The 26022-nt window shown below is 32.4% G+C and carries 23 protein-coding genes and 1 tRNA gene; 13 read left to right on the plus strand and 11 right to left on the minus strand.

Features of this window, described 5'->3' with window-relative positions:
* Window positions 1-635: 635 nt before the first annotated feature.
* Window positions 636-1292 carry a response regulator gene (locus ABD941_RS03485; protein ID WP_345272656.1) on the plus strand — a complete coding sequence of 219 codons (657 nt, stop codon included), beginning with the start codon at window positions 636-638 and terminating at the stop codon, window positions 1290-1292.
* Window positions 1293-1295: 3 nt separating this feature from the next.
* Here ABD941_RS03485 and ABD941_RS03490 read toward each other — a convergent pair whose 3' ends face one another.
* Together ABD941_RS03490 and trkA are read right to left on the minus strand one after the other, a co-directional pair.
* Window positions 1296-2723, minus strand: coding sequence for a TrkH family potassium uptake protein (locus ABD941_RS03490; RefSeq protein ID WP_345272657.1), 1428 nt, complete (start codon window positions 2721-2723; stop codon window positions 1296-1298).
* Between the two features lie 141 nt (window positions 2724-2864).
* Window positions 2865-4214 carry a Trk system potassium transporter TrkA gene (trkA, locus tag ABD941_RS03495; protein WP_345272658.1) on the minus strand — a complete coding sequence of 450 codons (1350 nt, stop codon included), beginning with the start codon at window positions 4212-4214 and terminating at the stop codon, window positions 2865-2867.
* A gap of 340 nt (window positions 4215-4554) precedes the next feature.
* On the opposite strand from trkA, the gene ubiE reads away from it, so the two are divergent.
* Window positions 4555-5283, plus strand: a complete 729-nt coding sequence (ubiE, locus tag ABD941_RS03500) for a bifunctional demethylmenaquinone methyltransferase/2-methoxy-6-polyprenyl-1,4-benzoquinol methylase UbiE (RefSeq protein WP_345272659.1) — start codon at window positions 4555-4557, stop codon at window positions 5281-5283.
* A gap of 1 nt (window position 5284) precedes the next feature.
* Entirely contained in the window at window positions 5285-6016 is a 732-nt protein-coding gene (gene porT, locus ABD941_RS03505; protein ID WP_345272660.1) for a type IX secretion/gliding motility protein PorT/SprT, read from the plus strand.
* Between the two features lie 7 nt (window positions 6017-6023).
* On the opposite strand, the gene ABD941_RS03510 is transcribed toward porT, so the two are convergent.
* Complete coding sequence (locus ABD941_RS03510) at window positions 6024-6746, minus strand: TrmH family RNA methyltransferase (RefSeq protein ID WP_345272661.1); 723 nt, start codon at window positions 6744-6746, stop codon at window positions 6024-6026.
* 171 nt (window positions 6747-6917) lie between these two features.
* On the opposite strand from ABD941_RS03510, the gene tamL reads away from it, so the two are divergent.
* From tamL to ABD941_RS03540, 6 genes are all read left to right on the plus strand, one after another.
* A complete protein-coding gene (gene tamL / locus ABD941_RS03515; protein ID WP_345272662.1) occupies window positions 6918-9473 on the plus strand; it encodes a translocation and assembly module lipoprotein TamL in 2556 nt (851 codons plus the stop codon).
* A 125-nt stretch (window positions 9474-9598) separates the two neighbouring features.
* The gene (gene fbaA / locus ABD941_RS03520; protein ID WP_345272663.1) at window positions 9599-10666 is read left to right on the plus strand and encodes a class II fructose-bisphosphate aldolase; all 1068 of its coding nucleotides are present in this window, start codon (window positions 9599-9601) and stop codon (window positions 10664-10666) included.
* Between the two features lie 285 nt (window positions 10667-10951).
* Window positions 10952-11809, plus strand: a complete 858-nt coding sequence (gene accD, locus ABD941_RS03525) for an acetyl-CoA carboxylase, carboxyltransferase subunit beta (protein WP_345272664.1) — start codon at window positions 10952-10954, stop codon at window positions 11807-11809.
* Window positions 11810-11860: 51 nt separating this feature from the next.
* Window positions 11861-12397 (plus strand): hypothetical protein, encoded by a 537-nt coding sequence (locus ABD941_RS03530; RefSeq protein ID WP_345272665.1) that lies wholly within the window; start codon window positions 11861-11863, stop codon window positions 12395-12397.
* A 156-nt stretch (window positions 12398-12553) separates the two neighbouring features.
* Window positions 12554-12823 carry a 30S ribosomal protein S15 gene (gene rpsO, locus ABD941_RS03535; protein WP_345273661.1) on the plus strand — a complete coding sequence of 90 codons (270 nt, stop codon included), beginning with the start codon at window positions 12554-12556 and terminating at the stop codon, window positions 12821-12823.
* 180 nt (window positions 12824-13003) lie between these two features.
* Complete coding sequence (locus ABD941_RS03540; RefSeq protein WP_345272666.1) at window positions 13004-15253, plus strand: polyribonucleotide nucleotidyltransferase; 2250 nt, start codon at window positions 13004-13006, stop codon at window positions 15251-15253.
* Between the two features lie 80 nt (window positions 15254-15333).
* Here the strand turns inward: ABD941_RS03540 and ABD941_RS03545 are convergent, their stop codons facing one another.
* Window positions 15334-16257: a LysR family transcriptional regulator gene (locus tag ABD941_RS03545; RefSeq protein ID WP_345272667.1), complete on the minus strand. Its 924-nt coding sequence runs from the start codon at window positions 16255-16257 to the stop codon at window positions 15334-15336.
* A 95-nt stretch (window positions 16258-16352) separates the two neighbouring features.
* Here ABD941_RS03545 and ABD941_RS03550 point away from each other — a divergent pair, with 95 nt between their 5' ends.
* The 4 genes from ABD941_RS03550 to rpe all read left to right on the plus strand — a co-directional run bounded on the left by ABD941_RS03550 (window position 16353) and on the right by rpe (window position 19707).
* Window positions 16353-17321, plus strand: coding sequence for a sodium-dependent bicarbonate transport family permease (locus ABD941_RS03550; protein WP_345272668.1), 969 nt, complete (start codon window positions 16353-16355; stop codon window positions 17319-17321).
* Window positions 17322-17345: 24 nt separating this feature from the next.
* Complete coding sequence (locus tag ABD941_RS03555) at window positions 17346-17657, plus strand: hypothetical protein (protein WP_345272669.1); 312 nt, start codon at window positions 17346-17348, stop codon at window positions 17655-17657.
* Window positions 17658-17933: 276 nt separating this feature from the next.
* Window positions 17934-18797 (plus strand): sigma-70 family RNA polymerase sigma factor, encoded by an 864-nt coding sequence (locus ABD941_RS03560; protein ID WP_019387909.1) that lies wholly within the window; start codon window positions 17934-17936, stop codon window positions 18795-18797.
* Between the two features lie 247 nt (window positions 18798-19044).
* Window positions 19045-19707, plus strand: a complete 663-nt coding sequence (rpe, locus tag ABD941_RS03565; RefSeq protein WP_345272670.1) for a ribulose-phosphate 3-epimerase — start codon at window positions 19045-19047, stop codon at window positions 19705-19707.
* Here rpe and ABD941_RS03570 read toward each other — a convergent pair.
* The 7 genes from ABD941_RS03570 to ftsA all read right to left on the minus strand — a co-directional run bounded on the left by ABD941_RS03570 (window position 19704) and on the right by ftsA (window position 26022).
* Window positions 19704-20123, minus strand: coding sequence for a CBS domain-containing protein (locus ABD941_RS03570; RefSeq protein ID WP_345272671.1), 420 nt, complete (start codon window positions 20121-20123; stop codon window positions 19704-19706). The two genes, rpe and ABD941_RS03570, sit on opposite strands and share 4 nt — an antisense overlap.
* Before the next feature lie 113 nt (window positions 20124-20236).
* Window positions 20237-20656 (minus strand): CBS domain-containing protein, encoded by a 420-nt coding sequence (locus ABD941_RS03575; protein ID WP_345272672.1) that lies wholly within the window; start codon window positions 20654-20656, stop codon window positions 20237-20239.
* Window positions 20657-20731: 75 nt separating this feature from the next.
* Window positions 20732-21601 carry a zinc-dependent peptidase gene (locus tag ABD941_RS03580; RefSeq protein ID WP_345272673.1) on the minus strand — a complete coding sequence of 290 codons (870 nt, stop codon included), beginning with the start codon at window positions 21599-21601 and terminating at the stop codon, window positions 20732-20734.
* Window positions 21602-21825: 224 nt separating this feature from the next.
* Window positions 21826-21899, minus strand: a tRNA-Arg gene (locus tag ABD941_RS03585).
* A 34-nt stretch (window positions 21900-21933) separates the two neighbouring features.
* Window positions 21934-22383: a GatB/YqeY domain-containing protein gene (locus ABD941_RS03590; protein ID WP_345272674.1), complete on the minus strand. Its 450-nt coding sequence runs from the start codon at window positions 22381-22383 to the stop codon at window positions 21934-21936.
* A 285-nt stretch (window positions 22384-22668) separates the two neighbouring features.
* Complete coding sequence (ftsZ, locus tag ABD941_RS03595; protein WP_345272675.1) at window positions 22669-24654, minus strand: cell division protein FtsZ; 1986 nt, start codon at window positions 24652-24654, stop codon at window positions 22669-22671.
* Window positions 24655-24708: 54 nt separating this feature from the next.
* A complete protein-coding gene (gene ftsA / locus ABD941_RS03600; RefSeq protein ID WP_345272676.1) occupies window positions 24709-26022 on the minus strand; it encodes a cell division protein FtsA in 1314 nt (437 codons plus the stop codon).

Genomic DNA, 26022 nt, shown 5'->3' on the forward strand with positions numbered 1-26022 from the left:
TATAGCCTAACAGATTTTTTATTTTAAGCTGAAAAGCATAAAAATCGGGGTTGTAACATTTATAAAAAAAGCAACATACTTACTTTCTCATAAATGAAATTTTTTGTTTCTTAAGCTCGATAAGTTATGCCTACCAAAACTCAATAAACATCTTATTCCTTATAGCTTTAAGGATTACCCTAACTAAAACTTCTTCACAAAGTTTTGCTAATTGAAGAATTTGTTGTCTAACTAATGGTTCATCTACAATGGTAACTATACCATTCATCCCCACATAATGATTAATCTCAGTATCTGTTAATACTTTAGTTTTAAATATATCATAAACACTTTCTTCATTTTTTTTGTTCTTGCTCTTATAATTTACTGATATTTATAATTAGTTTTTTTATGTGTAAATCATAAAAAAGTCGCTTTATTAAAAAGCGACTTTTTCCTCAATTTTTATTACTATAATAATAGCTAAATAAAAATAACTATTAACCACACTACAAATTAACAGGTTTTTAAGACTATTGAGATGTGGTTTTTCCACATATTTTTATTACATAATCTTTATATATAAAAACAATCTATATTTTTGAATACCCAACCGTTGAAAGTTTAATAACCTAATCTATAAAAACAAGTTATTAATGAACACAAATGGTATTAAACTACTAATTATTGAAGATCATAAGATAATAGCACAAGCTTATGAACGCATTTTAAATGAAATACCTAATATTAATTTTAATATAGAATTTGCCGAAAACTGCGATGAGGCCGTCACAAAAATACAACGCTTAAAAGCCCAAATAGTACTACTCGATTTACAGCTTCCAATTTCAGAAAACGAACGCTTTATTTGTGGTGAAGACTTAGGTTTTTTAATTAGAAAAAAATCTCCTATTACTAAAATATTAATTTTAACTTCCATTACAAACCAAGCCAGGGTTCTAAGCATTATTAATGAAATTAAACCTGAGGGTTTTATGATAAAATCGGACATTGAATCAACGGACTTAAAAACGGCTATAAAGCAAATTTTAAACGATCAAAAATATTACAGTAAAACTATTAAAAACTATACTAAGAACACAAGTATAAATGGTATAACAATAGATGATTTTGATAGACAAATTTTGTACCACCTATCTATGGGTGAAAAGACCAAAAACTTAACAAAGCATATAGCATTATCAACCAGAGCCATAGAAGTAAGAAAAACGAAATTAAAAATGCTTTTAGATACCGATAACGATGCTAACTTTAATTTAGTAAAAGGTGCCAAAAAGATGGGGCTAATATAAAAATCACCTATTTCTCCAAAAGAAAGGTGTAAATAAAATGAGTACCGTAAAAAGCTCTAAACGTCCAATAAGCATTAAAAAAGAGGCCCACCATTGTGCTAAAGGTGGTAATGCTGCATAATTATTTACAGGTCCAAAATCCCCCAATGCTGGTCCCACATTACCTAAACTGGATGCTGATAACCCAATTGCAGATATAAAATCAATTTGAAACATAGAAAACACCAAAGCACCTATTATAAATGACAACATATATAGAATAAAGAATGCCAATACATTAAATACTATATACCTATTGATGGCTTTATTATTATACCTAACTGGTACAATGGCATTTGGGTGAAGGGTACGCTTAAACTCTAAAAAACTATTTTTAATCAATATCAAATGTCTTACTACTTTTACACCTCCTGATGTACTGCCTGCTGACCCACCTAAAAACATAAGCCCAAAAAAGAAAACAATTAAAAAAGGAGACCACATAGTATAATCTGCAGATATAAAACCTGTAGTAGTAATAACCGTTAATACCTGAAACAGTCCATGCCTAAAAGCACTTTCACCAGCTCCAAAAACCATTGGATGCGCTATTGACGAGATAGATAAATCAGCTTTAAAATAAATAATGAACGCTGCAATAATTGTAGAAGCTATTATAAATTTAAAGTATAGTTTAAACTCTTCGTCCTTAATTATTTTTTGAACTTTCCCTTTAAATGCAAAATAGCTTAAAACAAAGTTTGTTCCAGCCAAAAACATAAATATGATAATAATATATTGAATAAGCGGTTCATTGTTCCAATACGCTATGCTGGCATTTTTTGTAGAAAAACCACCTGTTGACAAAGTGGCCATAGAATGGTTTATGGCATCAAAAAAAGACATACCTGCAAGGTTAAGCAAAAGGGTTTCGGCTGCGGTATAGCCAAAATAAATCAGCCATAAACGTTTAGCTGTATCTGTAATTCTAGGATGCAATTTATCGGCACTAGGCCCTGGGGCTTCTGCTGCAAAAAGTTGCATACCGCCAATTCCCAATAATGGCAAAATAGCTATGGCTAGTACAATAATACCCATCCCACCAATCCAATGTGTGGTACTACGCCAAAATAACACGCCTTTTGGTATGGCTTCAATATCATTTAAAATTGAGGCTCCTGTTGTTGTATAGCCAGACATGGTTTCAAAAAAAGCATTTGTAAAGCTAGGAATACTCTCCGTCAACACATAAGGCAAGGTTCCGGATAACGACATTATAATCCAACCAAAAGCTACAACAACATAACCTTCGCGTTTATTCATTTCCTTTCTGTGTTTTCGAGTAAACAACATCATTACAACACCTACTAAAAATGTTAAAATACCTGCTATAAATATTTGAAATGTTACACCATCTTTACAAATCAAACTTACTAAAGCTGATAATAGCATAAACCCCCCATTAAACAATAGGAGTAATCCCAAAAAATGAAGAATAATTTTATAATTGAGTTTCACTTTTTAATATGTTTTAATTGAAGTCGTCTAATTTTTTATAACTAGTAGCAAAGCACCTTTTCATGGCTTAACTTTTTAAAGAAATAATTTTTCAACACGTTTTATCGATTTCAGTAAACAGCATACGACAACACGATCGTCCTTTTGGATTTTAAAACTACCAAGAGCTATCATTCCAACACCATTTCTAATAACCCCTCCAATAATTGCTGTTCTAGGAAAATCTATAGATTTAATGGTTTTATTACAAACAGCAGATGTTGCTTTTACCTCAAATTCTAACAACTCCGCATTTAAATTACTAAGCTTGGTCATAGCAACGACTTCACCTCTACGTATGTATCTGAAAATATTGTTAGCTGCTAACAATTTCTTATTTATTAAGGTATCAATTCCAATAGTATGCGATAAATCAAAATAGTCCATATTCTCGACCAAAGCAATAGTTTTCTTAACACCTTTAGATTTAGCGACTAAACAAGACATAATGTTTGTTTCTGAATTGGGTCCAACTGAAATAAAAGCATCCATTTCGCCTATATTTTCTTCATCAAGCAAATCAACATTACGTCCATCGCTATTAATAACCAAAACGCTTGTTAACGCATCAGCAATTTCAAATGCTCTATCTCGATTTCCTTCCAGTAACTTTACATTTAATCCTTTCTCACTTAAATCCCTAGCAGTTTTATAAGCTATTTGACTACCGCCTAAAATCATAACATTTTTAATATCTCTATTAACTTTACCAGTAAGCTTACAAAGTTCATCAGCGCCCCCTTCAGAGGTTACAAATACCACGTTATCACCACGCATAAACTTCGTGTCACCCCTAGGAATAATAGTATATTGAGTCCCAAATCGTTGAATTGCAATAGGAACAAAATGTATTTCTGGAAAAATTTCTGCAGCCTCTTTAACCGTTTTTCCAACAAATGATGCTGACCTAGAAAGCGTTAATCCTGCCATAGTAAGTGCACCATCTTCAAACTCATAATTTTCGTTAAAGGATGATTGTTTTAACGATAATTCAATTTCTGATGCAGCTAATGCTTCAGGGGATATTAATTCATCAATACCAAATTTTGTAAATCCAACCTCATCTTTATAATGAATAAATTCGGTATTTGAAATTCTAGCAATAGTTTTATTAGCTCCTAGTTGTTTTGCTAAAACACACACTGTAATATTAGTGGTTTCGCTTGATGTTACCGCTATAAATAAATCAATGGTATCAACACGCGCTTCTTTTAAAATAGCAATAGACGTAGCATCTCCCCTAACAACTTTAATATCTAAATGCGTATTGGCATAGGATAGGCTTTTTTTATTTGGATCTATTAAGGTTATTTCTTGAGATTCGTAAGAGAGCAGTTTGGATAAATGAAAACCTACTTCACCAGCTCCAGCAATAATTATCTTCATTGTTTAATTATCATAAAAAGTATAACAAATATAATACAAAATACATATCTCATCATGAAATTGATTCAGAACTCGGTTAAACTTTTTGGATTTAAGTGAAGATTAGATGTTTTTAGTTCTGTTGAAGGCTTTTTTGAGTTGCATATCAGGCAAGGAAGAAAAAAAAGACAAAAAAATGGCTAAAAAAAGTATTTTTTAGCAAATTGAAAAAGTTTATATGAGTTCTTGATAATTATTTAGAATCCAATTTTGTGAAGCTTTTTTAAAAGTTTATCATTTTACCTAAAACGTTTATTTTATATTTTTGAATTGAGTATTTTTGCATCAAAATTCTTAAGATTTGTCAAAAGTAAAGCCTTACAAAAATAGCGATTTAGGTAAAAAAGAGCAGGTTACCAAAATGTTTGATACCATTTCAGGAGATTATGATGGATTAAACCGTATAATTTCTTTTGGAATAGACATTAAATGGCGAAAAAAAGTAGTTGAATTAGTAAAAGAAACTACTCCAGATAATATTTTAGATATTGCCACAGGAACTGGGGATTTGGCCATTAATTTGGCTAAAACCAATGCCTCTAAAATTGTTGGTTTAGATATTAGTAGTGGCATGCTAGATATTGGTAAAGAAAAAATTAAAAAGAAACGTTTAGAATCAAAAATAGAAATGGTTCTGGGGGATAGTGAAAACATGCCTTTTCAGGACAATGCCTTTGATGCTATTACCGTAGCCTTTGGTATTCGTAACTTTGAAACCTTGGAAAATGGGCTAAAAGAAATTTACAGGGTATTAAAACCAAACGGTACTTTTGTTATTTTAGAAACATCAATGCCCGACAAAACACCTTATAAACAAGGGTACAATTTTTATACAAAGAACATATTACCACTTATAGGTAGAGTGTTTTCAAAAGACAGAAGTGCTTACAAATATTTATGCGAATCGGCATCGGTTTTCCCTTATGGCGAGGCGTTAAACAATATTTTGCGTAAAACTGGGTTTATTAATGTTGAAGATTTTCCACAAACTTTTGGTGTGGCAACAATTTATAAATCATCTAAGTCATAATATGAAGTACTTTTTTGCATTAATATCATTTCTATTCATCATTAAAACTTCTAATGCTCAGCTTTTTAAAAAAGAAAAAGTAACCTACGATGCCAATCAAGGACGAGGTTCAACAGATAACAAACTATTGCGTTGGGGTTATTTTTTAGGGTTTAGCAGTTATGACTTCAATTTTGATTATAATGATGACTTGCGTGATATTTATGTTCAAAGAAGTCCTGGTTTTAATGTCGGTTTAATAGGAAACTTACGTGTTAACAGCTTTATTGATTTACGTTTAGAACCTGGTTTGCTCATTACAACCAGAACGTTAAATTATAGTCAATCTTATTTTAATGGCGTTCCTGATGTAAAAAGTTCTGATTTGATTAGGGAGGTAAAATCAACTTACATACATATTCCGTTGCTCGTTAAAATTTCTACCAAGCGTATTAATAATTTTAAGCCGTTTATAGTTGGTGGATTCTCAACAGCATTAAACCTTTCAAGTAATCAAGACAACCCAGAAGACAACAAAAATGGGCAATTCAGAACTATCAAAAACCCTATATTTTACGAACTAGGTTTTGGGATAGATTTTTATTTATACAACTTCAAATTCACACCATCTATTCGTGGGCTTTTTGGTTTGAATGACGAACTGGTTAGAGATGAAGACCCCAATAGCCCTTGGACCAGTAATATTGCCAGTATGAAAACACGTGGCGTTTTTATTAATTTTACCTTTCAGTAATCAATTCTCAGTAATCTCTCTTAAATTCACTCAATAAAATGGCTGTAGCTGTGGCAACATTCAAACTTTCTGTAGCCTGCAACGCTCCAAACCGTGGAATAGAAATTTTTGTATCCACAATAGCTTCAATAGTTTTAGAAATACCACGGGCTTCATTCCCCATAATCAAAACACCTTGTTCTGGTAGGCTTTTAGTGTATACCGTCTCGCCATCCATAAAAGCTCCGTAAATAGGTGTTTCAGTAGCTTTTAAAAACGTAACCAAATCCACATAACTAATATTAACTCTGGTTATGGAACCCATGGTTGCCTGGATGACCTTAGGGTTGTAGCAATCAACCGTTGCTTTGCTACAAACCAAATCTTTAATTCCAAACCAATCACAAAGTCTGATAATAGTTCCTAAATTTCCTGGATCCCTAACATCGTCAAGAGCAACCATTAATTGATTGGTATCTATAGATTTAACATCAGGAATCTTAAAAACGGCTAATGCTTTATTAGGAGTACTCAAAAAACTAATGCGTTTTAAATCTACTTCAGAAAGTAAAAATTCTTCTTTGGCATCAATATTGAACGGTTCTGTCGTATATAATGCATGAAGCATTAAATTGGATTGCAACAGTTCTTTTATTGTTTTTAGACCTTCAACAACAAAAAGACCATGTTGCTGTCTATATTTTTTTTGCTTTAAAGACGTTATTAATTTTATTTGGCTTTTTGAAAGCATGTAATCCTTATTTATTTTATAAAGAAATTGTTAAACTTTTTCAAAGAAAAGAAATTATTATCAAGATTAGTGTAGACATAAATTATTTAAATATTTTTTAATGTATTTTTGATTCCGTAAAGGCATTTTATTATTAAAATTTTTATAACCAGAATTAACTATAATTTTCATTTGCAACAAAAACTCCAGAAAATACTGATTTTAATATGCTTTTTAAAATGTTTCACCTCTTGTGATGCTGTTAAGCGCGTTGCTGAAGATGAACATTTGCTTACAGATAATACTGTAATGATTAATGGCGAAAAAGATAAATCAGAAACCATAAACGATCTTTTATATCAAAAGCCTAATGGTAAAATTCCACTTTTAGGTATTCCGCTTCGGTTACATATATATAATTCTGCGCGACCCAATAGAGATTCCCTGTATGAAGTTTGGTTAAACAAAAACCCAAAACGCATAGAACGCTTAAGAAAAAGGTATTCAAAAAAACAAGTTGATAAAATAAAGGAATCTACTTTAGGTTTTAATCAGTGGTTAAAAAAAACGGGAGAAGCCCCTGTTATTGTTAGTGATGAAAAAACTAAAAAAACAGTAAAGCGCATCCAAGATTACCACATAAACAATGGTTGGTTTGATGTTAAAACAGAATATGACATTTCTGAAAATGACAACAAACGAGCAGAGGTTGAATATAAGGTTGAAACCGGCAAGGCGTTTATCATTGATTCCATTTCCGAAACTATAAAATCACCCATTGTTGATAAACTATATAGTAACATTCAAAAAAATGCTTTAATAAAGCCTAACCAACAATATAGAACGGCAAATATTGACCAAGAACGTGATAGAATTTCAAGCGAATTACGCAACTCTGGGATCTATCATTTTAAACAAGACTACATTACTTTTGAAATGGATACTATTGGTACCAACAAAAAAATTAACATTGATATAAAAATTCAAGATCGAGCCATAAGAACAGAAGATTCAGTTATAAATAAACCTTTTGAAATTTATAAAATTAGAGATGTCAATATTATAACAGATTACACATTCGAGAATAGAGGAAAACCATTTCAAGACTCTATATCCTATAATGGTTACAAGCTATACAGTTACAATAAAATGCGCTTTAAACCAAAAGCCTTAACCGACGCAGTGTTTATAAACCCTGGAGGTATTTTTAAAGATATAGACAGAACCAGAACCTACAGGCATTTAAACGAATTACGGACGTTTAAATATCCAAACATTGAATATATTGAAAATGCAGACAAGACCCTTACAGATACCATTAGGCTAACCCCATTAAAAAAATTCAATTTGGGGTTTAGTGCCGATGTATCGCAAAGTAATATTCAATCTGTTGGGTTTTCACTAAACCCAAGTTTGCTGATAAGAAATATTTTTAATGGCGCAGAAACACTGGAAATATCTGCTATTGGATCTATTGGTGCCTCAAAAGACGGAAAAGAAGAAGACGATCCATTTTTTGATATTAACGAATATGGTGTCGATTTTAAATTAACCATTCCAAGATTATTTTCGCCTTTTTACACCGAAGGTATTATCCCTAAATACATGTTGCCCAATACCCGAATTAGTCTATCCACAACAAGTCAAACAAACATTGGTTTAGACAAACAAACCTTTAGTGGTGTTTTTAATTACAATTGGCGTCCAAATAAAAAAGTAACCAATAGATTAGATCTGTTCAATATACAATATGTTAGAAACCTTAATATTGATAATTACTTTAGAATTTATGAAAATTCTTTTCAAAGTTTAGAAGATGTAGCACTCGACACTTATAATACACCTTCTGAATTCATAGGAACAGACCCTAATGGGAATCCCATTTTAATTGAAGAAAAAGCAGATGAGTTTATCAATTTAGTATTGAACGATCGCGGTTTTGAATCAACAAACCCCACAGAATATAAAACCGTAAACGGTATTGATGAAAGAAAAGAAAGGTTAACAGAAAACAATCTAATTCTATCATCAAGTTTTAATTTTATAAATGATGAACGCACAAATTTGTTTGACGAAGATTTTTCTATATTTCGTTTTAAACTGGAACTTGCTGGCAATATACTATCAAGTGCTTCAAATCTGTTAGGACTTAAAAAAGACAGTAATGACCGTTATGAGCTGTTCAATGTTGCTTTTTCGCAATATATAAAAACAGAATTTGATTATGTAAAACACTGGGATTTGGGAAATAAAAACGTACTGGCCATAAGAAGTTTTTTAGGCATTGCTATTCCTTATGGTAACTCTAACAGTATTCCGTTTTCTAAAAGTTTTTTTGCAGGAGGCCCCAATGATAATCGGGCATGGAACCCGTATAGTTTAGGCCCCGGAAGTTCTGAAACCACAAACGAGTTTAATGAAGCTAATTTAAAACTAACACTAAGTGCAGAGCAACGTTTTAACATATTTGGAAATTTAAATGGTGCTTTATTTGTTGATGCCGGGAATATCTGGAATGTCTTGGACAATGTAGAAGAAGAACGAGCAACCTTTACAGATTTTGATGCTTTAAAAGATATTGCTGTAGGCTCTGGGTTTGGATTGCGCTATGATTTTAGTTTTTTTATATTCCGTTTTGATGTTGGTTTTAAAACCTATGACCCTTCATATAGAGATGAAAACAGATGGTTTAATGATTATAATTTTGCTAATGCCGTATACAATATAGGTATAAACTATCCATTCTAAACCTTAAAGATACTATAACGTTTTAGTATCGATTTCTTCTTTTCAAACTACAAAACAACAACTAGTTATTCAAAAATTGATTACTTTTGGTACTTATTAATTACAAATCATATTAATTTAAAAAAATGGGACACAATATAAAACCAGGTGTTGCTACAGGGCAAGAAGTACAAGCAATATTCAACCATGCAAAAGCTAATAATTATGCGCTTCCAGCGGTTAACGTTATAGGATCAGATACGATAAATGGCGTTTTAGAAACAGCTAGAGATTTAAATGCTCCAGTTATCATTCAATTTTCTAATGGTGGAGCACAATTTAATGCTGGTAAAGGCTTAAGTAATGATGGCCAAAAAGCAGCTATCGCTGGTGCAGTTGCAGGTGCAAAACATGTTCATACGTTGTCAGAAGCTTACGGTGTTCCTGTTATTTTACATACCGATCACTGTGCAAAAAAATTGTTGCCTTGGATAGACGGTTTATTGGATGCCAGTGAAACACATTTTGCTGAAACAGGAAAATCATTGTTCAGTTCTCATATGATTGACCTTTCTGAAGAGCCTATTGAAGAAAACATTGAAATCTGTAAAACCTATTTAGAGCGCATGAGCAAAATGGGAATGACTTTAGAGATTGAACTCGGTATTACAGGAGGTGAAGAAGATGGTGTTGATAATAGCGATGTCGATGTTTCTAAATTATACACACAGCCAGAAGAAGTTGCTTATGCCTATGAAGAATTAAGCAAAGTAAGCCCACAATTTACAATTGCAGCTGCTTTTGGAAATGTACACGGCGTTTACAAACCAGGAAACGTAAAACTAACGCCAAAAATCTTAAAAAACTCTCAAGAATACATTACAAAAAAATATGGTGTTGAAGAAAACCATATCGATTTTGTATTCCATGGTGGTTCTGGTTCTACAGTTGAAGAAATAAGAGAAGGTATTAGTTATGGTGTTATTAAAATGAATATTGATACCGATTTGCAATATGCCTTTATGACGGGCATTAGAGATTATATGGGCAGTAAATCTGAATATTTAAAAACACAAATAGGCAACCCTGAAGGTGATGATTCTCCTAACAAAAAATACTATGACCCAAGAGTTTGGTTACGTGCTGGAGAAGTAACTTTTGTAGAACGTTTAAAAAAGGCGTTTGAAGACTTAAACAATGTAAATACACTATAATAATAGGTTTCATTTACTAGAAACAAAAAAGACTCTGTTTTTACAGAGTCTTTTTTAGTTACTTACAATACTAAAAAACAACTAGTTAGATATAAAACAGAATAAAACTTACTAATAAAAACACTTTGGTATTACTACAAAATTAAAAAAAGCTTAATTTTGTCTCAATACTATTTAGACGGTTGATTACCGATTAAAATCGGAAAACCTTCAACACATACTTAAATGCTGGACAATAGCTAAGTGCATGAATCTAAAAATCGTAAAACTAAAATCGTAAATCATATGTCTTGGTTTAAAAGAAAAACAAAAGGAATAACAACAACTACCGAAGAGAAAAAAGACACCCCTAAAGGCTTGTGGTATAAATCTCCGACTGGTAAAATTGTTGATGCAGAAGAATTAGAAAAAAACTTTTATGTAAGTCCTGAAGATGGCTATCATGTTAGAATTGGTAGTAGAGAGTATTTCGAAATCCTTTTTGATGATAATAAATTTAAAGAGTTAGATGCTAATTTAGAATCTAAAGACCCTTTAAAATTTGTAGATACAAAAAAATATCCAGAACGTTTAAAAGCCGCACAAGATAAAACCAATTTAAAAGATGCCGTTAGAACTGCCGTTGGTAAATCCAAAGGCAAAAATTTAGTTGTAGCTTGTATGGATTTTAGCTTTATAGGTGGTTCTATGGGAAGTGTTGTAGGCGAAAAAATAGCACGCGCTGCAGACTATGCTTTAGATAAAAAAATTCCGCTAATGGTCATTTCAAAATCAGGAGGTGCGCGTATGATGGAAGCAGCATTATCTTTAATGCAACTCGCTAAAACATCCGTAAAATTAGCCCAATTAGCCGATGCAGGCATTCCTTATATTTCGTTATGTACAGACCCAACAACTGGCGGAACTACAGCGTCATTTGCTATGTTAGGCGATATAAATATTAGTGAACCTGGAGCTTTAATTGGCTTTGCAGGACCACGTATTGTTAGAGATACCACAGGAAAAGAATTACCTGAAGGTTTTCAAACCGCTGAGTTTTTATTAGAACATGGTTTTTTAGATTTTATTACGCTAAGAAGGGACCTAAAAAATAAGGTAAATCAATACCTTGATTTAATATTAAACCAGCCATTGAGAGCTTAAAAACAAATTATTAATATTGAGCTCATTTAATAAACTTATACTCCCAAAATCATGACTATTAAAAAAATCACGGTATTACTAATACTTACTTTAGTTGCTTTTTTTTCTTGCGATGAAATCGATAAATTAACAGAAATAGACGTTACAGATAGTTTTGATGAAACAATAAATGTATCTGTACCTGAAGCTACAAACGGAGGCCCACAAGCATGGTCAGAATCTATAACCTTAGATATCGCATCAAATCAACAAATTCAAGATAATTTAGAACTAATACAAGATATTGAGATTAATGCTTTAAACTTCGAGATTTCTAATTTTTCTGGAGCTGAAGACGCTGTATTAACTGACGCCTCCATTAGTATTGATAATTTTACTTTTGATATTTCCGACATTAACCTTAAAGAATCGGATGACAATGATGTCATAATCAGTATTAGCGATCCAACTCAACTAAATGCACTTGCAAATTATTTAAAAATAAAACCTTCTATAACGGTGACTATATCTGGACAGTTGAGTGCTACACCTGTAGACTTTGATATTATTGCAACTTTAGATGTTACAATAACTATTGATGTTATTTAGTCAGTTTTACTAAACTTTCTTATAACAAAAAAGAGCGGTTGTTTAATTGCTCTTTTCTTTTTATTAGTTTTATTTGTAAACCATTTAAAATTACTATATTTGCCGCTCGAAAGAAAGGCTTTCGTGTACATAACAATTATTTACAATAATATTAGCATGTATTTATCAAAAGAAGCAAAAGAAAAAATGTTTGCAAAACACGGTAAAGGAAAAAACGATACCGGTTCTGCAGAAGGACAAATCGCGTTATTTACGCAAAGAATTAACCACTTAACAGAGCACTTAAAAAACAATCGTAAAGATTTTAATACAGAGCGTTCTTTAGTAAAACTAGTAGGAAAGCGTCGTGCTTTACTAGATTACTTAACTAAGAAAGATATCTTAAGATATCGTGCCATAGTAAAAGAATTAGGATTAAGAAAATAATTTTAAAAAGAGGCTTTACGCCTCTTTTTAGTTTTTATATTACTCTGCGTTGAGTATAAACACGTATTGAAGAAGCTAATTACAGTTTTTCATTGGTCAAATACACAACAACTACACACAACACAACCCTGTCCGTCCAGTAAGACGGAGACCATTGTTTAATTAGAATTAAAAAAATTTATGATTCCACAAGTTTTTAAAGAGGTCATAGACCTAGGTGACGGTAGACAAATTTCTATCGAAACCGGAAAATTGGCAAAGCAGGCACATGGTTCTGTTGTTGTTCAATCTGGAAAATGTATGTTGTTATGTACAGTAGTTTCCAATTACAGACAAGCAGATGTTGACTTTTTACCATTAACAGTAGACTATCGCGAAAAATTTGCAGCTGCTGGACGTTACCCTGGAGGTTTCTTTAAAAGAGAAGCAAGACCAAGTGATGGTGAAGTTTTAACAATGCGTTTAGTAGACCGTGTTTTACGTCCATTATTCCCAAAAGATTATCATTCTGAAACTCAGGTTATGATTCAATTAATGTCTCACGATGATGATGTTATGCCAGATGCTATGGCAGGTTTAGCAGCTTCGGCAGCAATTCAATTGTCTGATTTCCCTTTTGAATGTCCAATCTCTGAAGCTAGAGTTGGTCGTGTAAATGGTGAGTTTGTTATCAACCCAACACGTTCTCAATTAGAGGAATCAGACATCGATATGATGATTGGCGCCTCGGCTGATTCAGTAATGATGGTTGAAGGCGAAATGGATGAGATTTCTGAAGAAGAAATGACTGAAGCGATTAAGTTTGCACACGAAGCCATAAAAATACAATGTGCTGCTCAAGTAGCTTTAGCAGAAGCTTTCGGTAAAAAAGAAATACGTGAGTATGAAGGCGAGAGAGAAGAAGCCGATTTAGCACAAAAAATTCACGATATGGCATACGATAAAGTATATGCTATTGCAAAAGCAGGTTCTGCAAAACATGAACGTAGTGCTGCATTTGGTGAAATTAAAGAAGAAATAAAAGCATCTTTTTCTGAAGAAGAGCAAGAAGATTTTGGTGGATTAATTTCTAAATATTATAGTAAAGCTGAAAAAGCTGCTGTTAGAGATTTAACACTAAACGAAGGTTTACGTTTAGATGGTAGAAAAACTACAGATATTAGACCTATTTGGTGTGAGGTAGATTATTTACCATCAACACACGGTTCTTCTATATTTACTCGTGGGGAAACTCAAGCATTAGCAACGGTAACCTTAGGGACTTCTAGAGAAGCAAACCAAATAGATATGCCATCTTTTGAAGGTGAAGAGCGTTTCTACTTACACTATAACTTCCCTCCTTTTTGTACTGGAGAAGCAAGACCTATCCGTGGAACTTCACGTCGTGAGGTTGGACATGGTAACCTAGCACAACGTGCTTTAAAAGGTATGGTGCCTGAAGATTGCCCGTATACAGTAAGGATAGTTTCTGAAGTATTGGAATCTAACGGTTCGTCCTCTATGGCTACTGTTTGTGCTGGCACAATGGCTATGATGGATGCTGGTGTAAAAATGAAAAAACCTGTTTCTGGTATTGCTATGGGATTAATTTCTGATGCAGATTCTGGAAAGTATGCTGTTTTATCTGATATTTTAGGTGATGAAGATCATTTAGGAGATATGGATTTTAAAGTAACAGGTACTGCAGATGGTATTACGGCTTGCCAAATGGATATTAAAGTAAAAGGTTTATCATATGAGATTTTAGTAAATGCATTAAAACAAGCTCGTGATGGTCGTTTACATATTTTAGAAAAATTAACAGACACAATCGCTACTCCTGCAGAAGATGTGAAGCCACATTCTCCAAAAATGATTACCAGAAGAATTCCTAATGAATTTATTGGAGCTTTAATTGGTCCAGGTGGAAAAGTCATTCAAGAAATGCAAAAAGAAACTGGAACTACTATTGTAATTAATGAAGATCCAGTAACTGAAGAAGGTATTGTTGAAATATTAGGTGTTGGTAATGAAGGTATTGATGCTGTACAAGCAAAAATAGATTCTTTATTATTTAAACCAACTATTGGTAACGTTTACGAAGTAAAAGTTATTAAAATGCTTGATTTTGGCGCTGTTGTAGAATATATGGACGCTCCAGGAAATGAAGTTTTATTACACGTAAGCGAATTAGCTTGGGAACGTACGGAAAATGTTTCGGATGTTGTAAATATGGGTGATGTTTTTGATGTGAAGTATTTTGGACAAGATCCAAGAACACGTAAAGAAAAAGTATCTCGTAAAGCTATTTTACCAAAACCAGAAGGTTATGTAGCAAGACCACCAAGAGATAATAACAACCGTGGACGTGATAACCGAGGTAGAGATAATCGTGGGCGTGATAACCGTCGTGACGATAGAAGACCAAGAGGAGACAAGAAAGAAGATTAAACCTCTAATCTTAAAATAATAACTAGGCCTATCAATTTTAATTGATAGGCCTTTTCTTTATCTATTAATGTTGCAAATATTTAATACCTCTTCAACCAGCCAAAATGCTTCTTGATTACAACTTCCTTATTTTCATTAACGTATTCTATTAGCGATTTTGAAATGGTAGACATGTTTTTAGAACTCAACCAAATCAAATTCCAATTCGTTATCATAGGAAGGCCTTTAACAGGTATAACTTGTAAATCGCCAATAGCTACGGCATTTTTTATACCTATTAAGGGCATTATTGAAAAACCTAATCCTGAAATAACGGCCTGTTTTAGAGCTTCGTTAGACGTTAATTCCATTTTCTTATAAGTAGATACTTTTTTCGATTCAATAAACTTTTCCATGGCCAGTCGTGTAGCCGAACCTTGTTCACGATAAATTAATGGCAGTTTTTGAAATTCAGATTTAGACAAATAATCACCCTTAAATTTATAATCCTTTCCTCCAACCATGAACAATTGATTTTTCATCAGTTCAATTCTATTAATTTTAAGTTTTTTAGGTATGGTTGAAACCATGGCAAAATCAACTTCATTGTTTTCTAAAGCTTTTATAACCGAGGCTTTATTTGTAACATCCATTACTAGGTCAACGCCTCGGTGTTCATTTATAAAATCTGAAATAAAATAAGGCATCACGTACTTAGCTGTAGACACAATAGCTATTTTTAATTTACCAGCGAGTTGTCCTTGATACGAAAGTGCTTTATAATTTATTGCTTTAACTTCTTCAAGAATTTTTAAGGCAGCATCTGCAACCTCTTGTCCAAATTCTGTAATATAAATTTGCCTACCTACTATTTCAAATAAGGGTATTTTAAATTGTTCCTGAAATTTTTTAAGCTGAATAGATACAGCTGGTTGTGTGAGATATAAAGCCTCTGAAGCTTTAGTGACACTTTGTAATTCAACAATTTTTAAAAAGACTTCTAATTGGTGTAATGTATAATTCATAAATTTATCTTATGTTTTTCATAATAAATATAAATAAAAATATATGAAATATATGTATAAACTTTGCACCGGTTATAAAAAGATAACTAAACTTTATGGATTTACATTTATTAATAGACAACCTAACCAACCCTGCACTATTGTTTTTCTTTTTAGGGATTATTGCAGTTCAATTAAAAAGTGATTTAAAGATTCCCGAGAACTCTTCAAAGTTTATTTCACTTTATCTATTACTAGCCATAGGGTTTAAAGGGGGACAAGAATTAGCACACAGCAAATTCGATTTAGAGATTCTTTGGTCATTGCTTTTCGGTGTTTTTTTAGCAGTTGTAGTTCCTATTTATGCTTATTTTATATTGAGAAGAAAATTTAGTGTGGAAAATGCTGGTGCAATTGCCGCAGCATACGGTTCAGTAAGTGCAGTAACTTTTGTTACGGCAATTTCTTTTTTAGAAATAGAACAGATTGCATTTAGCGGGCATATGGTAGCAGTCATGGCACTAATGGAAGCCCCTTCTATAATGATTGGTCTATTGCTAATTATGATTTTTAATGGTAGCAAAAAGAAATCTGATGTTCCACTTAAAAGCGTTTTACAACACGCTCTATTTAATGGTAGTGTGTTATTAATCATAGGAAGTTTAGTGATTGGTTTCTTGGCCAGTGATGCGCAAGCCGAAGGCATAAAACCATTTACTACAGATATATTTAAAGGGTTTCTTGCCGTTTTCCTACTGGATATGGGGATAACCAGCGGAAAAAAATTAAACGACTTTATCAAAAAAGGCTGGTTTGCTATAACGTTTGCTATTATTATTCCAATTATAAACGGAACTATAGTCGCAGTGGTAAGCGGTATGTTTGTCACCGAAGTTGGCAATAGATTACTCTTTGCTATTCTTGCTGCCAGTGCTTCATACATTGCTGTGCCTGCTGCTATGAAAATAGCAGTGCCAAAAGCAAGTCCTAGTTTATATATTCCTATGGCTTTAGCAATTACATTCCCATTTAACATAACACTTGGAATGCCACTTTACTTATGTATAATTCAAAATACCTTATAAACATTAATTTAAATAAATAACATTATGGAAACATTTTCAATTACAACAAAAGAAATTATTACAGATCAAGAAATTAAACTTATTGATGGCTGCTTTACTCCTGCAGAAGCAAGTGATATTATAAACTCCATTTTAGATGTTAAAATAAACTTTCATAAAATACAAAGACTATCTAAAACAGAAGGAAATGCTAATGACATTTGCGAATATGATAATAGTCGAATCTTAGAGCTAATTGATGCTAAACATGATGCCAAATCATATTTTAATGACGCACGACTAAAAGGAAAAAAATTAAAAATAGAAAGTATTGTTACTATTCGAGTTGAAGATTAAATATGTCTATTTAAGTTAAAAGCATCTATAAGCGTTAAAGGTTGTAACGTTAAAAGGTTTAGAGAACGCAAAAGGTTGATTTCTTTTAGTTTACTGTATTATATCAAAATTTATGAAAAATCATTGATTACTAATATTGTGACTTTTAAATAGACTTAGAGTCTAAAAAATAGGTTTCAGAAAAATATTTCATATTTTTTGTAACAAAATGTATCATTTTTACGTATAACCATTGAACAACCTATTTATTCACAATTAAATTCAGGAGAACATTAGATGAGACAACTTAAAATTACGAAGCAGGTTACTAATAGAGAAACTGCATCGTTAGATAAATATCTACAGGAAATTGGTAAGGTTGATTTAATTACAGCCGATGAAGAAGTTGAATTAGCACAACGTATTAAAGCTGGTGATCAAATAGCTTTAGAAAAGTTGACCAAGGCTAATTTACGTTTCGTTGTATCGGTAGCTAAGCAATATCAAAACCAAGGACTAACATTACCTGATTTAATTAATGAAGGTAATTTAGGTTTAATTAAAGCAGCTCAACGTTTTGATGAAACACGTGGTTTTAAATTTATATCATATGCGGTTTGGTGGATTCGTCAATCGATTCTACAAGCATTAGCGGAACAATCGCGTATTGTACGATTACCATTAAACAAAATTGGTTCTATTAACAAGATTAATAAAACATTTGCTTTTTTAGAGCAAAGTCATGAACGCCCGCCTTCTGCTGAAGAAATTGCAAAAGAATTGGACATGACCATTAACGATGTTAAGGAGTCTATGAAAAACTCTGGACGTCATGTAAGTATGGATGCACCTTTAGTTGAAGGTGAAGATTCTAACTTATATGATGTATTAAATTCCGGGGAATCTCCAAACCCAGATAAAGAATTACTACACGAATCTTTACGTACTGAAATCGAGCGTGCTTTAGAAACATTAACACCTCGTGAGGCTGATGTTATTCGTTTATATTTTGGTTTAGGAAACCAACACCCAATGACCTTAGAAGAAATTGGTGAGACTTTCGATTTAACTCGTGAGCGTGTAAGACAAATTAAAGAAAAAGCTATTCGTAGATTAAAACATACATCTAGAAGTAAAATATTAAAGACTTATTTAGGTTAGTTTCGACTATACTCAAACACCACAAATCATGTGTTATGTTTGAGCGCGTTTAACGACTAAATTACAGTAACAAACAGTTACACATAACTGTTCGTTTTTTGATTGATGAAAGAACCCTCGGCTGATTACCGAGGGTTTGTTTTTTCTTCTAACTTTCAGTTTCTTTAAGTAAAGAAACTTTTTCTTCGTACTTCTTGCTTATAACTTTCTTTCATATATTTGCAATGTTAAAAAACCGCTACAACGCATGAGTACTAAATTAATAGCCCCTTCAATTCTAGCAGCCGATTTTGCTAATCTTCAACGTGATATAGACATGGTAAACCAAAGTGAAGCAGATTGGTTTCATATTGATATCATGGACGGCGTTTTTGTTCCTAACATTTCGTTTGGAATGCCCGTTTTACAAGCTATTAACAAACATGCAAAAAAGACTATTGATGTCCATTTAATGATTGTGGACCCTGATAGATATATAAAAACTTTTGCGGATTTAGGTAGCCATGTGCTTACCGTACATTATGAAGCCTGTACACATTTACACAGAACACTCCAAGCTATAAAGGCTGAAGGTATGAAAGCTGGTGTTGCCTTAAACCCACATACAAATGTTAATCTTTTAGAAGATACTATTAATGATATCGATTTAGTTTGTTTAATGAGCGTTAACCCAGGTTTTGGAGGTCAAAGTTTTATTGAAAACACTTACAGCAAAGTAAAACAACTAAAAGATTTAATTAAACGAAAAGGCGTTTCTACTCAAATTGAAATTGACGGTGGTGTAACCAATAAAAACGTAAAACAATTAGTTGAAGCTGGCGCAGATATATTAGTAGCTGGAAGTTATGTTTTTAAAAGTACCAACCAACTAAAAACAATAAAAGATTTAAAAGCGCTAGCTAATTCTTAAAATTGTTTTACAAAATAATTTAGTAAGTCTGTTGTAGTAACAATACCTACTAAAGTTCCATCATCTACAATTGGCAAAGCATGAAATTCACGGTCTGCTAAAATTTGAGCAACTTCTTTTATAGTAGTTTCGCTATTTACAGTAACCACATCTTTAACCATAACTTGTTCTATTGTAAACATATTGTACACTACGGAATCAACAGAATCATCCCTTTCTGGTGCTGTTTCCGCAAAACTAATTCGCATTAAATCTGTGTAACTCAACATGCCAATAATAGTTTCTCCTGAAACTACGGGTATATGTTTTATTTTGTGTCTATTGAAAAGCATTTCTGCTCTTTCTAAATCATCTGATCGTGTTAATCCTATAATATTTTTAGTCATTATAGTAGAAACTGGCGTACGTTGTTTCATGATTTTCAATTTAAATTCTAAAGTAAAATTAATTCAGAAAGAGAAACTATTTTATGATATATATCACTTATTAGCAACTATTCAAATACTTGTTTTTAAGTATATACAATGTGTTAAAATTGCTTTAATAAATATTTTATAAGATCTGTAGTAGTAACTATCCCTATCAATGTATTATTATCAACTACGGGTAACGCATGAAATTCTTTAGTCGCTAAAATTTTTGCAACGTCTTTTATAGAGAAAGATGAGGACACCGTAACAATATTTTTTTTCATGACTTGTTTAATAGTAAACATATTATATACAAGGGCATCAGCATCTTCATCAATATTATCAGTTAAATCTGCAAAACTAAGTCTTAGTAAATCACTATAACTCAACATACCAACAACAACATTATCAGAAACTACTGGAATATGTCTTATACGATGTTTTTTAAAAAGGTGTTCTGCTTTTTCTAAACTATCATTTTTTTTTAATGTAATGACATTTTCTGTCATTATCATTGAAATCGGTGCTTTTCGTATCATAACTTTTAATCTTTAAGTTTAGCTACCAATAAAATTATTAAACTAAAACTTTAAAAAGTATGATAAAAGTCATGACTAATACCCTGAAAAGTTAAAATTGAGCATTTGTTTTACTTTACTGTAAACCTCTGGAAATTGTCTTTTAAATTCTTGTGGAGTTTCAATAAATGTTTCCAAAATAACTGCTAATAATTCAAAATCATTAGTAAAGGCATAGCTCCTTAAATATTCGGAAGTAATTAATTTTTCTTTAAAATTTTTATTAGAAGAAAACATGTTTCTAAGTTGTGTAAAAGTATCTATAAAAATAACAGAGTTAATATCATCTTGATAAATACTATTAAAATGAATGGCATGTGCAAACTCATGAATTCCTAAATTTAATTTATCATTTTCAATTCTATAACCCTCTATAAAGTTATTCCATGAAAGCACTATGGCTTTAAGGCTTGCATTAAATTCCCCCTTATGGTTAACTTTATTTAACTCTGAATAATATTCTGTTGGGTATATAATAATGCTTTTCACAGAATGAATAATAAAATCCCTAAAACCAAAAGTTAGCATCAAGGCTGTTGCAGAAACTAAAACTTTCACTTCTTCAGTTATTAAAAAACCATCTCTACCGACAAATGATTTATCATCAATAAATGAAGCCAAGCGATGTCTAAAATATCTTTGATGTTTAGCATCTAACCTATTATAAAACGTAAACTGCTGCTTTAAAATATTAGTTTGATTACTATTTAATTTTTTAATAAAAGGGTAAAAATGAACAAAAGCTGGTCGTTTAGAAAATAAGGTGTAAATTATCTCCAATCCATCTATTATACTAGTAATAACCCTTCTAATAAATAAAAATATAAGAACTACTAAAAGACCTATTAAAATAATAAGAATTATCGTTCCTAAGTAGTAATTATCATTTTGGATTGATAATAGCATGGATTATTAAGTTTTAGTTTTAATCTCTAGCGAGCAGAATTCAAATCTTACAAATCAATATTAAATCTTACTATTAAAGTTTCACAAAGGATTCGCTAAGTACGTCATAAAAGCTCTTACTGATAGTTTTCAATAACTATCGGGATGGGGGGATTGAAAATAAAAAAAACCTAAGCGTCAAATCAAGTTTGCTTGAATTTGTATGCTCAGGCTTTATTTAATAGTGACCCCGACAGGATTCAAACCTGTAACCCTCAGAGCCGAAATCTGATGCGCTATTCAGTTGCGCCACGGGGCCATTCATCCCTACTTTATCAGGAATCTATTTTGTATTATACTAATTTTGACTTTACAATATTAGAAATGGTTTTTCCATCAGCTTGTCCAGCTAATTCTTTACTCACCATACCCATAACTCGCCCCATATCTTTCATGCCCTCAGCTCCTGTTTGTTCTATAACTGCTACAACAACTTTTTCAATTTCTTCGTCGGTTAGAGCTTCTGGTAAAAACTGGCTGATAACCTCTGCTTCATCTATTTCTGGTTGTGCTAAATCTTTTCTATCCTGTTCTAAATAAATAGCCGCACTATCCTTACGTTGTTTAACTAGTTTTTGAAGTATTTTAAGCTCTTGTTCTTCTGTCAAGTCTTCTTTTGCTCCACTTTCAGTTTGCGCAAGTAATATGGCTGATTTTACAGCACGCAATGCTGTTAAAGCTAATTGGTCTTTAGCTTTCATCGCTTCCTTTAAAGCTGACATTATATCTTGTTGTAAACCCATAATTTTATAATATTTACTGAATGCGAATATAATAAGAAAAAAAGATTCATGCCTTTAAGGACATGACAAAAATTGGAATAAAAAGGTATTAAACCTAGACCCCAACTAAATCCCGATAGCTATTGGAAGCGGGATTCCTGATTACTAGCAGGCAAAAGTTCAACTTACATCTTTGAGTTCGTCTTGCAGACATCTCAAAATTGAGTTACAAGAATAAACAATAAACCCGAAAAGCTGAGGGACTTTTCGGGTATTTAAATAACACTTTAGGTCAAATTGCTTAAGCTAGTCTACGTTATCGTGTAAGAATGAATTATTAGTTCTAAGTTGTATGTCATCATTATCATCTAATCCAATACTTGTTCTAGATAAATCGGTTTCAGAAGAATGTTTATTTTCACTTAAATCAATACCTTGACGTTTGTAAGCAGGCGTTTTTTCTATATCATCAATTTTTGAACTATTGAATTTATGATTGAAATCTTTCATCTTTCGTCTGCGCTCATCTGCACGTTCTTTAAGCAATTCTGAAATTGGCGTATTCATTGGATCAATTTCTTCTTCTACATCTTCTTCTAATGCAGGCTCTTTTAGAGTCTTTTTTTCAAAAACAATATCTGCATCTACCTCTTCCAAAACCTCGTTTGATACTGGTTGCTTTTTATTTATTGAAGATTCTACTTCAACATAATCATCAAGTGCATAACGAACATCACCTTCTTCATTGGTTTCTGTTACTGTAATTAACTCAACATAATCGTTTACAGCAATATCTTTAACATCATCATCGGTTAAATCATAAGAGATAATATCTTCTTTTTCAACCTCTTCTACATCATCATTATTAGACAATGGCAAATCAAATGTTAATGTAATTTGTTGCTCTTCTTCTATATAATCTGAAATGACTTCTACATCTGTAACATTTTCTACATCACTAGACATTCTTGTGACTGGCTTGATGATAAAATCTTCATCGTTTTCTTCAATATTTGCGCTTACTTCATCATAAACAACATTAATATTTTTAATGATTTCTGAAGTTGGTATTAAATCTATATTTTCTGATGGGGTAACAGTTTTATCATTATTGGAAAAACTGGGAGCTTCATCTTCTTCAGTATCTACATCTAATGTATGTCGCACTACAGGAGTTTCCTTTTTTTCTTCTAATTCAATAATAGGAGCAATAATTACTGGCTCTTTTTCCTTAGCATCTAAATCTTGTTCTTCACTAAGTGAATGCACTACTTTTTTGGTTTCTGTATTAGAAATTTCATCTTGTTGCTCAATGTTAAACCCTGTTGCTATAATAGTTACGGCTATTGATTCTTCTAAAGCTTCATCTTCGCCAACACCCATGATTATATTTGCACCATGACCTGCTTCATTTTGAATATGGTCATTAATTTCGCCTATTTCGTCAATTGTTATTTCTTGAGCACCTGAAACTATAAGCAGTAATACGTTTTTAGCTCCAGTTATTTTATTATCGTTTAATAATGGAGAATCCAGTGCTTTTCGGATAGCATCTTGTGCGCGATTTTGACCTGATGCCAAAGCAGACCCCATAATAGCAGTTCCACTATTACTTAGTACCGTTTTAGCATCGCGTAAATCGATGTTTTGTGTGTAATGGTGCGTAATAACTTCGGCAATACCACGAGCAGCTGTGGATAGTACTTCGTCAGCTTTTGAGAACCCTGCTTTAAAACCAAGATTGCCATAAACTTCTCGAAGTTTGTTATTATTTATAACAATTAATGAATCTACTACATTTCTTAATTTTTCAATTCCTTTTTGGGATTGTTCAATACGCATTCTACCTTCAAACTGAAATGGCATGGTAACAATACCTACGGTTAAAATGTCTAAATCTTTAGCCATTTTAGCAATAATTGGAGCAGCACCTGTTCCAGTTCCTCCGCCCATTCCTGCAGTAATAAAAACCATTTTGGTATTGGTATCGAGCATTTGAGAGATGTCATCAAAACTTTCAACTGCAGACTGCTCCCCTATATCTGGGTTTGCACCTGCCCCTAATCCTTCTGTTAGATTAAGGCCTAGTTGTATTTTATTTGGAACACCACTATTTTGAAGGGCTTGTGCGTCTGTATTACAAACGTAAAAATCAACACCTTTAATGCCTTGTTGGAACATGTGGTTAATAGCATTGCTACCGCCTCCACCGACGCCAATAACTTTAATAACATTTGATTGATTTTTAGGTAAATCAAATGCGATGCTTTCGAATTCTTTTTTGCTGCTCATAAATTCTGTTTTACTGGGGTTTTATACTTAATATTATTAATTCAATGGTTTTAATTACTCTGCGTTATCTAAAAAATCTTTAACACGCTCTGTTAACTTATCAAGAAATGAGCGTCTTTCTTTAATAGGTTTTTCTATAATATCTTCTTCTGTTGGTGTTTTTAGCTCATTTACAACCTGCTCTTCTTGTTGCTCGACCTTCTTTCTTTCTTGACGTTTTAAACCGTCTAAAACCAAACCAACGGCTGTTGCGAATAAGGGACTTGTGATATCATCATCACTATCGCCAGCCAAATGTTCATTTGGATACCCAATTCTAGTATCCATTCCTGTTATGTATTCTACTAACTGCTTTAAATGTTTTAATTGGCTCCCACCACCTGTTAAAACTATACCTGCTATTAGTTTTTTCTTTTGCTCTTCGTGTCCGTAATTTTTAATTTCAACATACACTTGCTCTATAATTTCAACAACACGTGCATGAATGATTTTAGACAGGTTTTTTAAGGTGATTTCTTTGGGTTCTCTTCCTCTTAAGCCTGGAATGGAGACGATTTCATTGTCTTTGTTTTCTCCTGGCCATGCGGATCCAAACTTAATTTTTAATAGTTCAGCTTGCTTTTCTATGATGGAACAACCTTCTTTAATATCTTCTGTGATCACATTTCCACCGAAAGGGATAACTGCGGTATGGCGGATAATACCATCTCTAAAAATAGCTAAATCTGTTGTTCCTCCTCCTATATCGATTAAGGCAACACCTGCTTCTTTTTCTTCTTGACTTAACACGGCATTAGCTGAAGCTAATGGCTCTAAAGTAATGCCTTCTAAGTTTAATCCAGCACTTTGAACGCAGCGTCCGATATTTCTAATTGAGGACACTTGACCAACTACTACATGGAAGTTCGCTTCTAAACGACCTCCGTACATTCCTATGGGTTCTTTTATTTCGGCTTGACCGTCAACTTTATATTCTTGTGGCAATACATGAATAATTTCTTCTCCAGGAAGCATCACTAGCTTATGAACTTGATTGATAAGCCTATCGATATCATCATCATCTATAACCGTTTCTGAATTTGATCGTGTTATATAATCACTGTGTTGTAAACTTCTGATATGCTGACCTGCAATACCTACCGTTACGTCTTCTATTTTCATGTCAGCTTCAACTTCAGCTTCTTGAACAGCTTGTTGTATAGACTGGATAGTTTGTGTAATATTATTTACAACACCTCGATGTACCCCTAAACTTTTAGATTTACCTATACCTAAAATTTCAACTTTACCGTATTCGTTTTTACGACCAATCATAGCCACAATTTTTGTGGTTCCTATGTCTAATCCTACTGCTAAATTATGCTCCAT

It is taken from the genome of Flaviramulus aquimarinus (assembly GCF_039543205.1).
Taxonomy (GTDB): Bacteria; Bacteroidota; Bacteroidia; order Flavobacteriales; family Flavobacteriaceae; genus Flaviramulus_B; species Flaviramulus_B aquimarinus.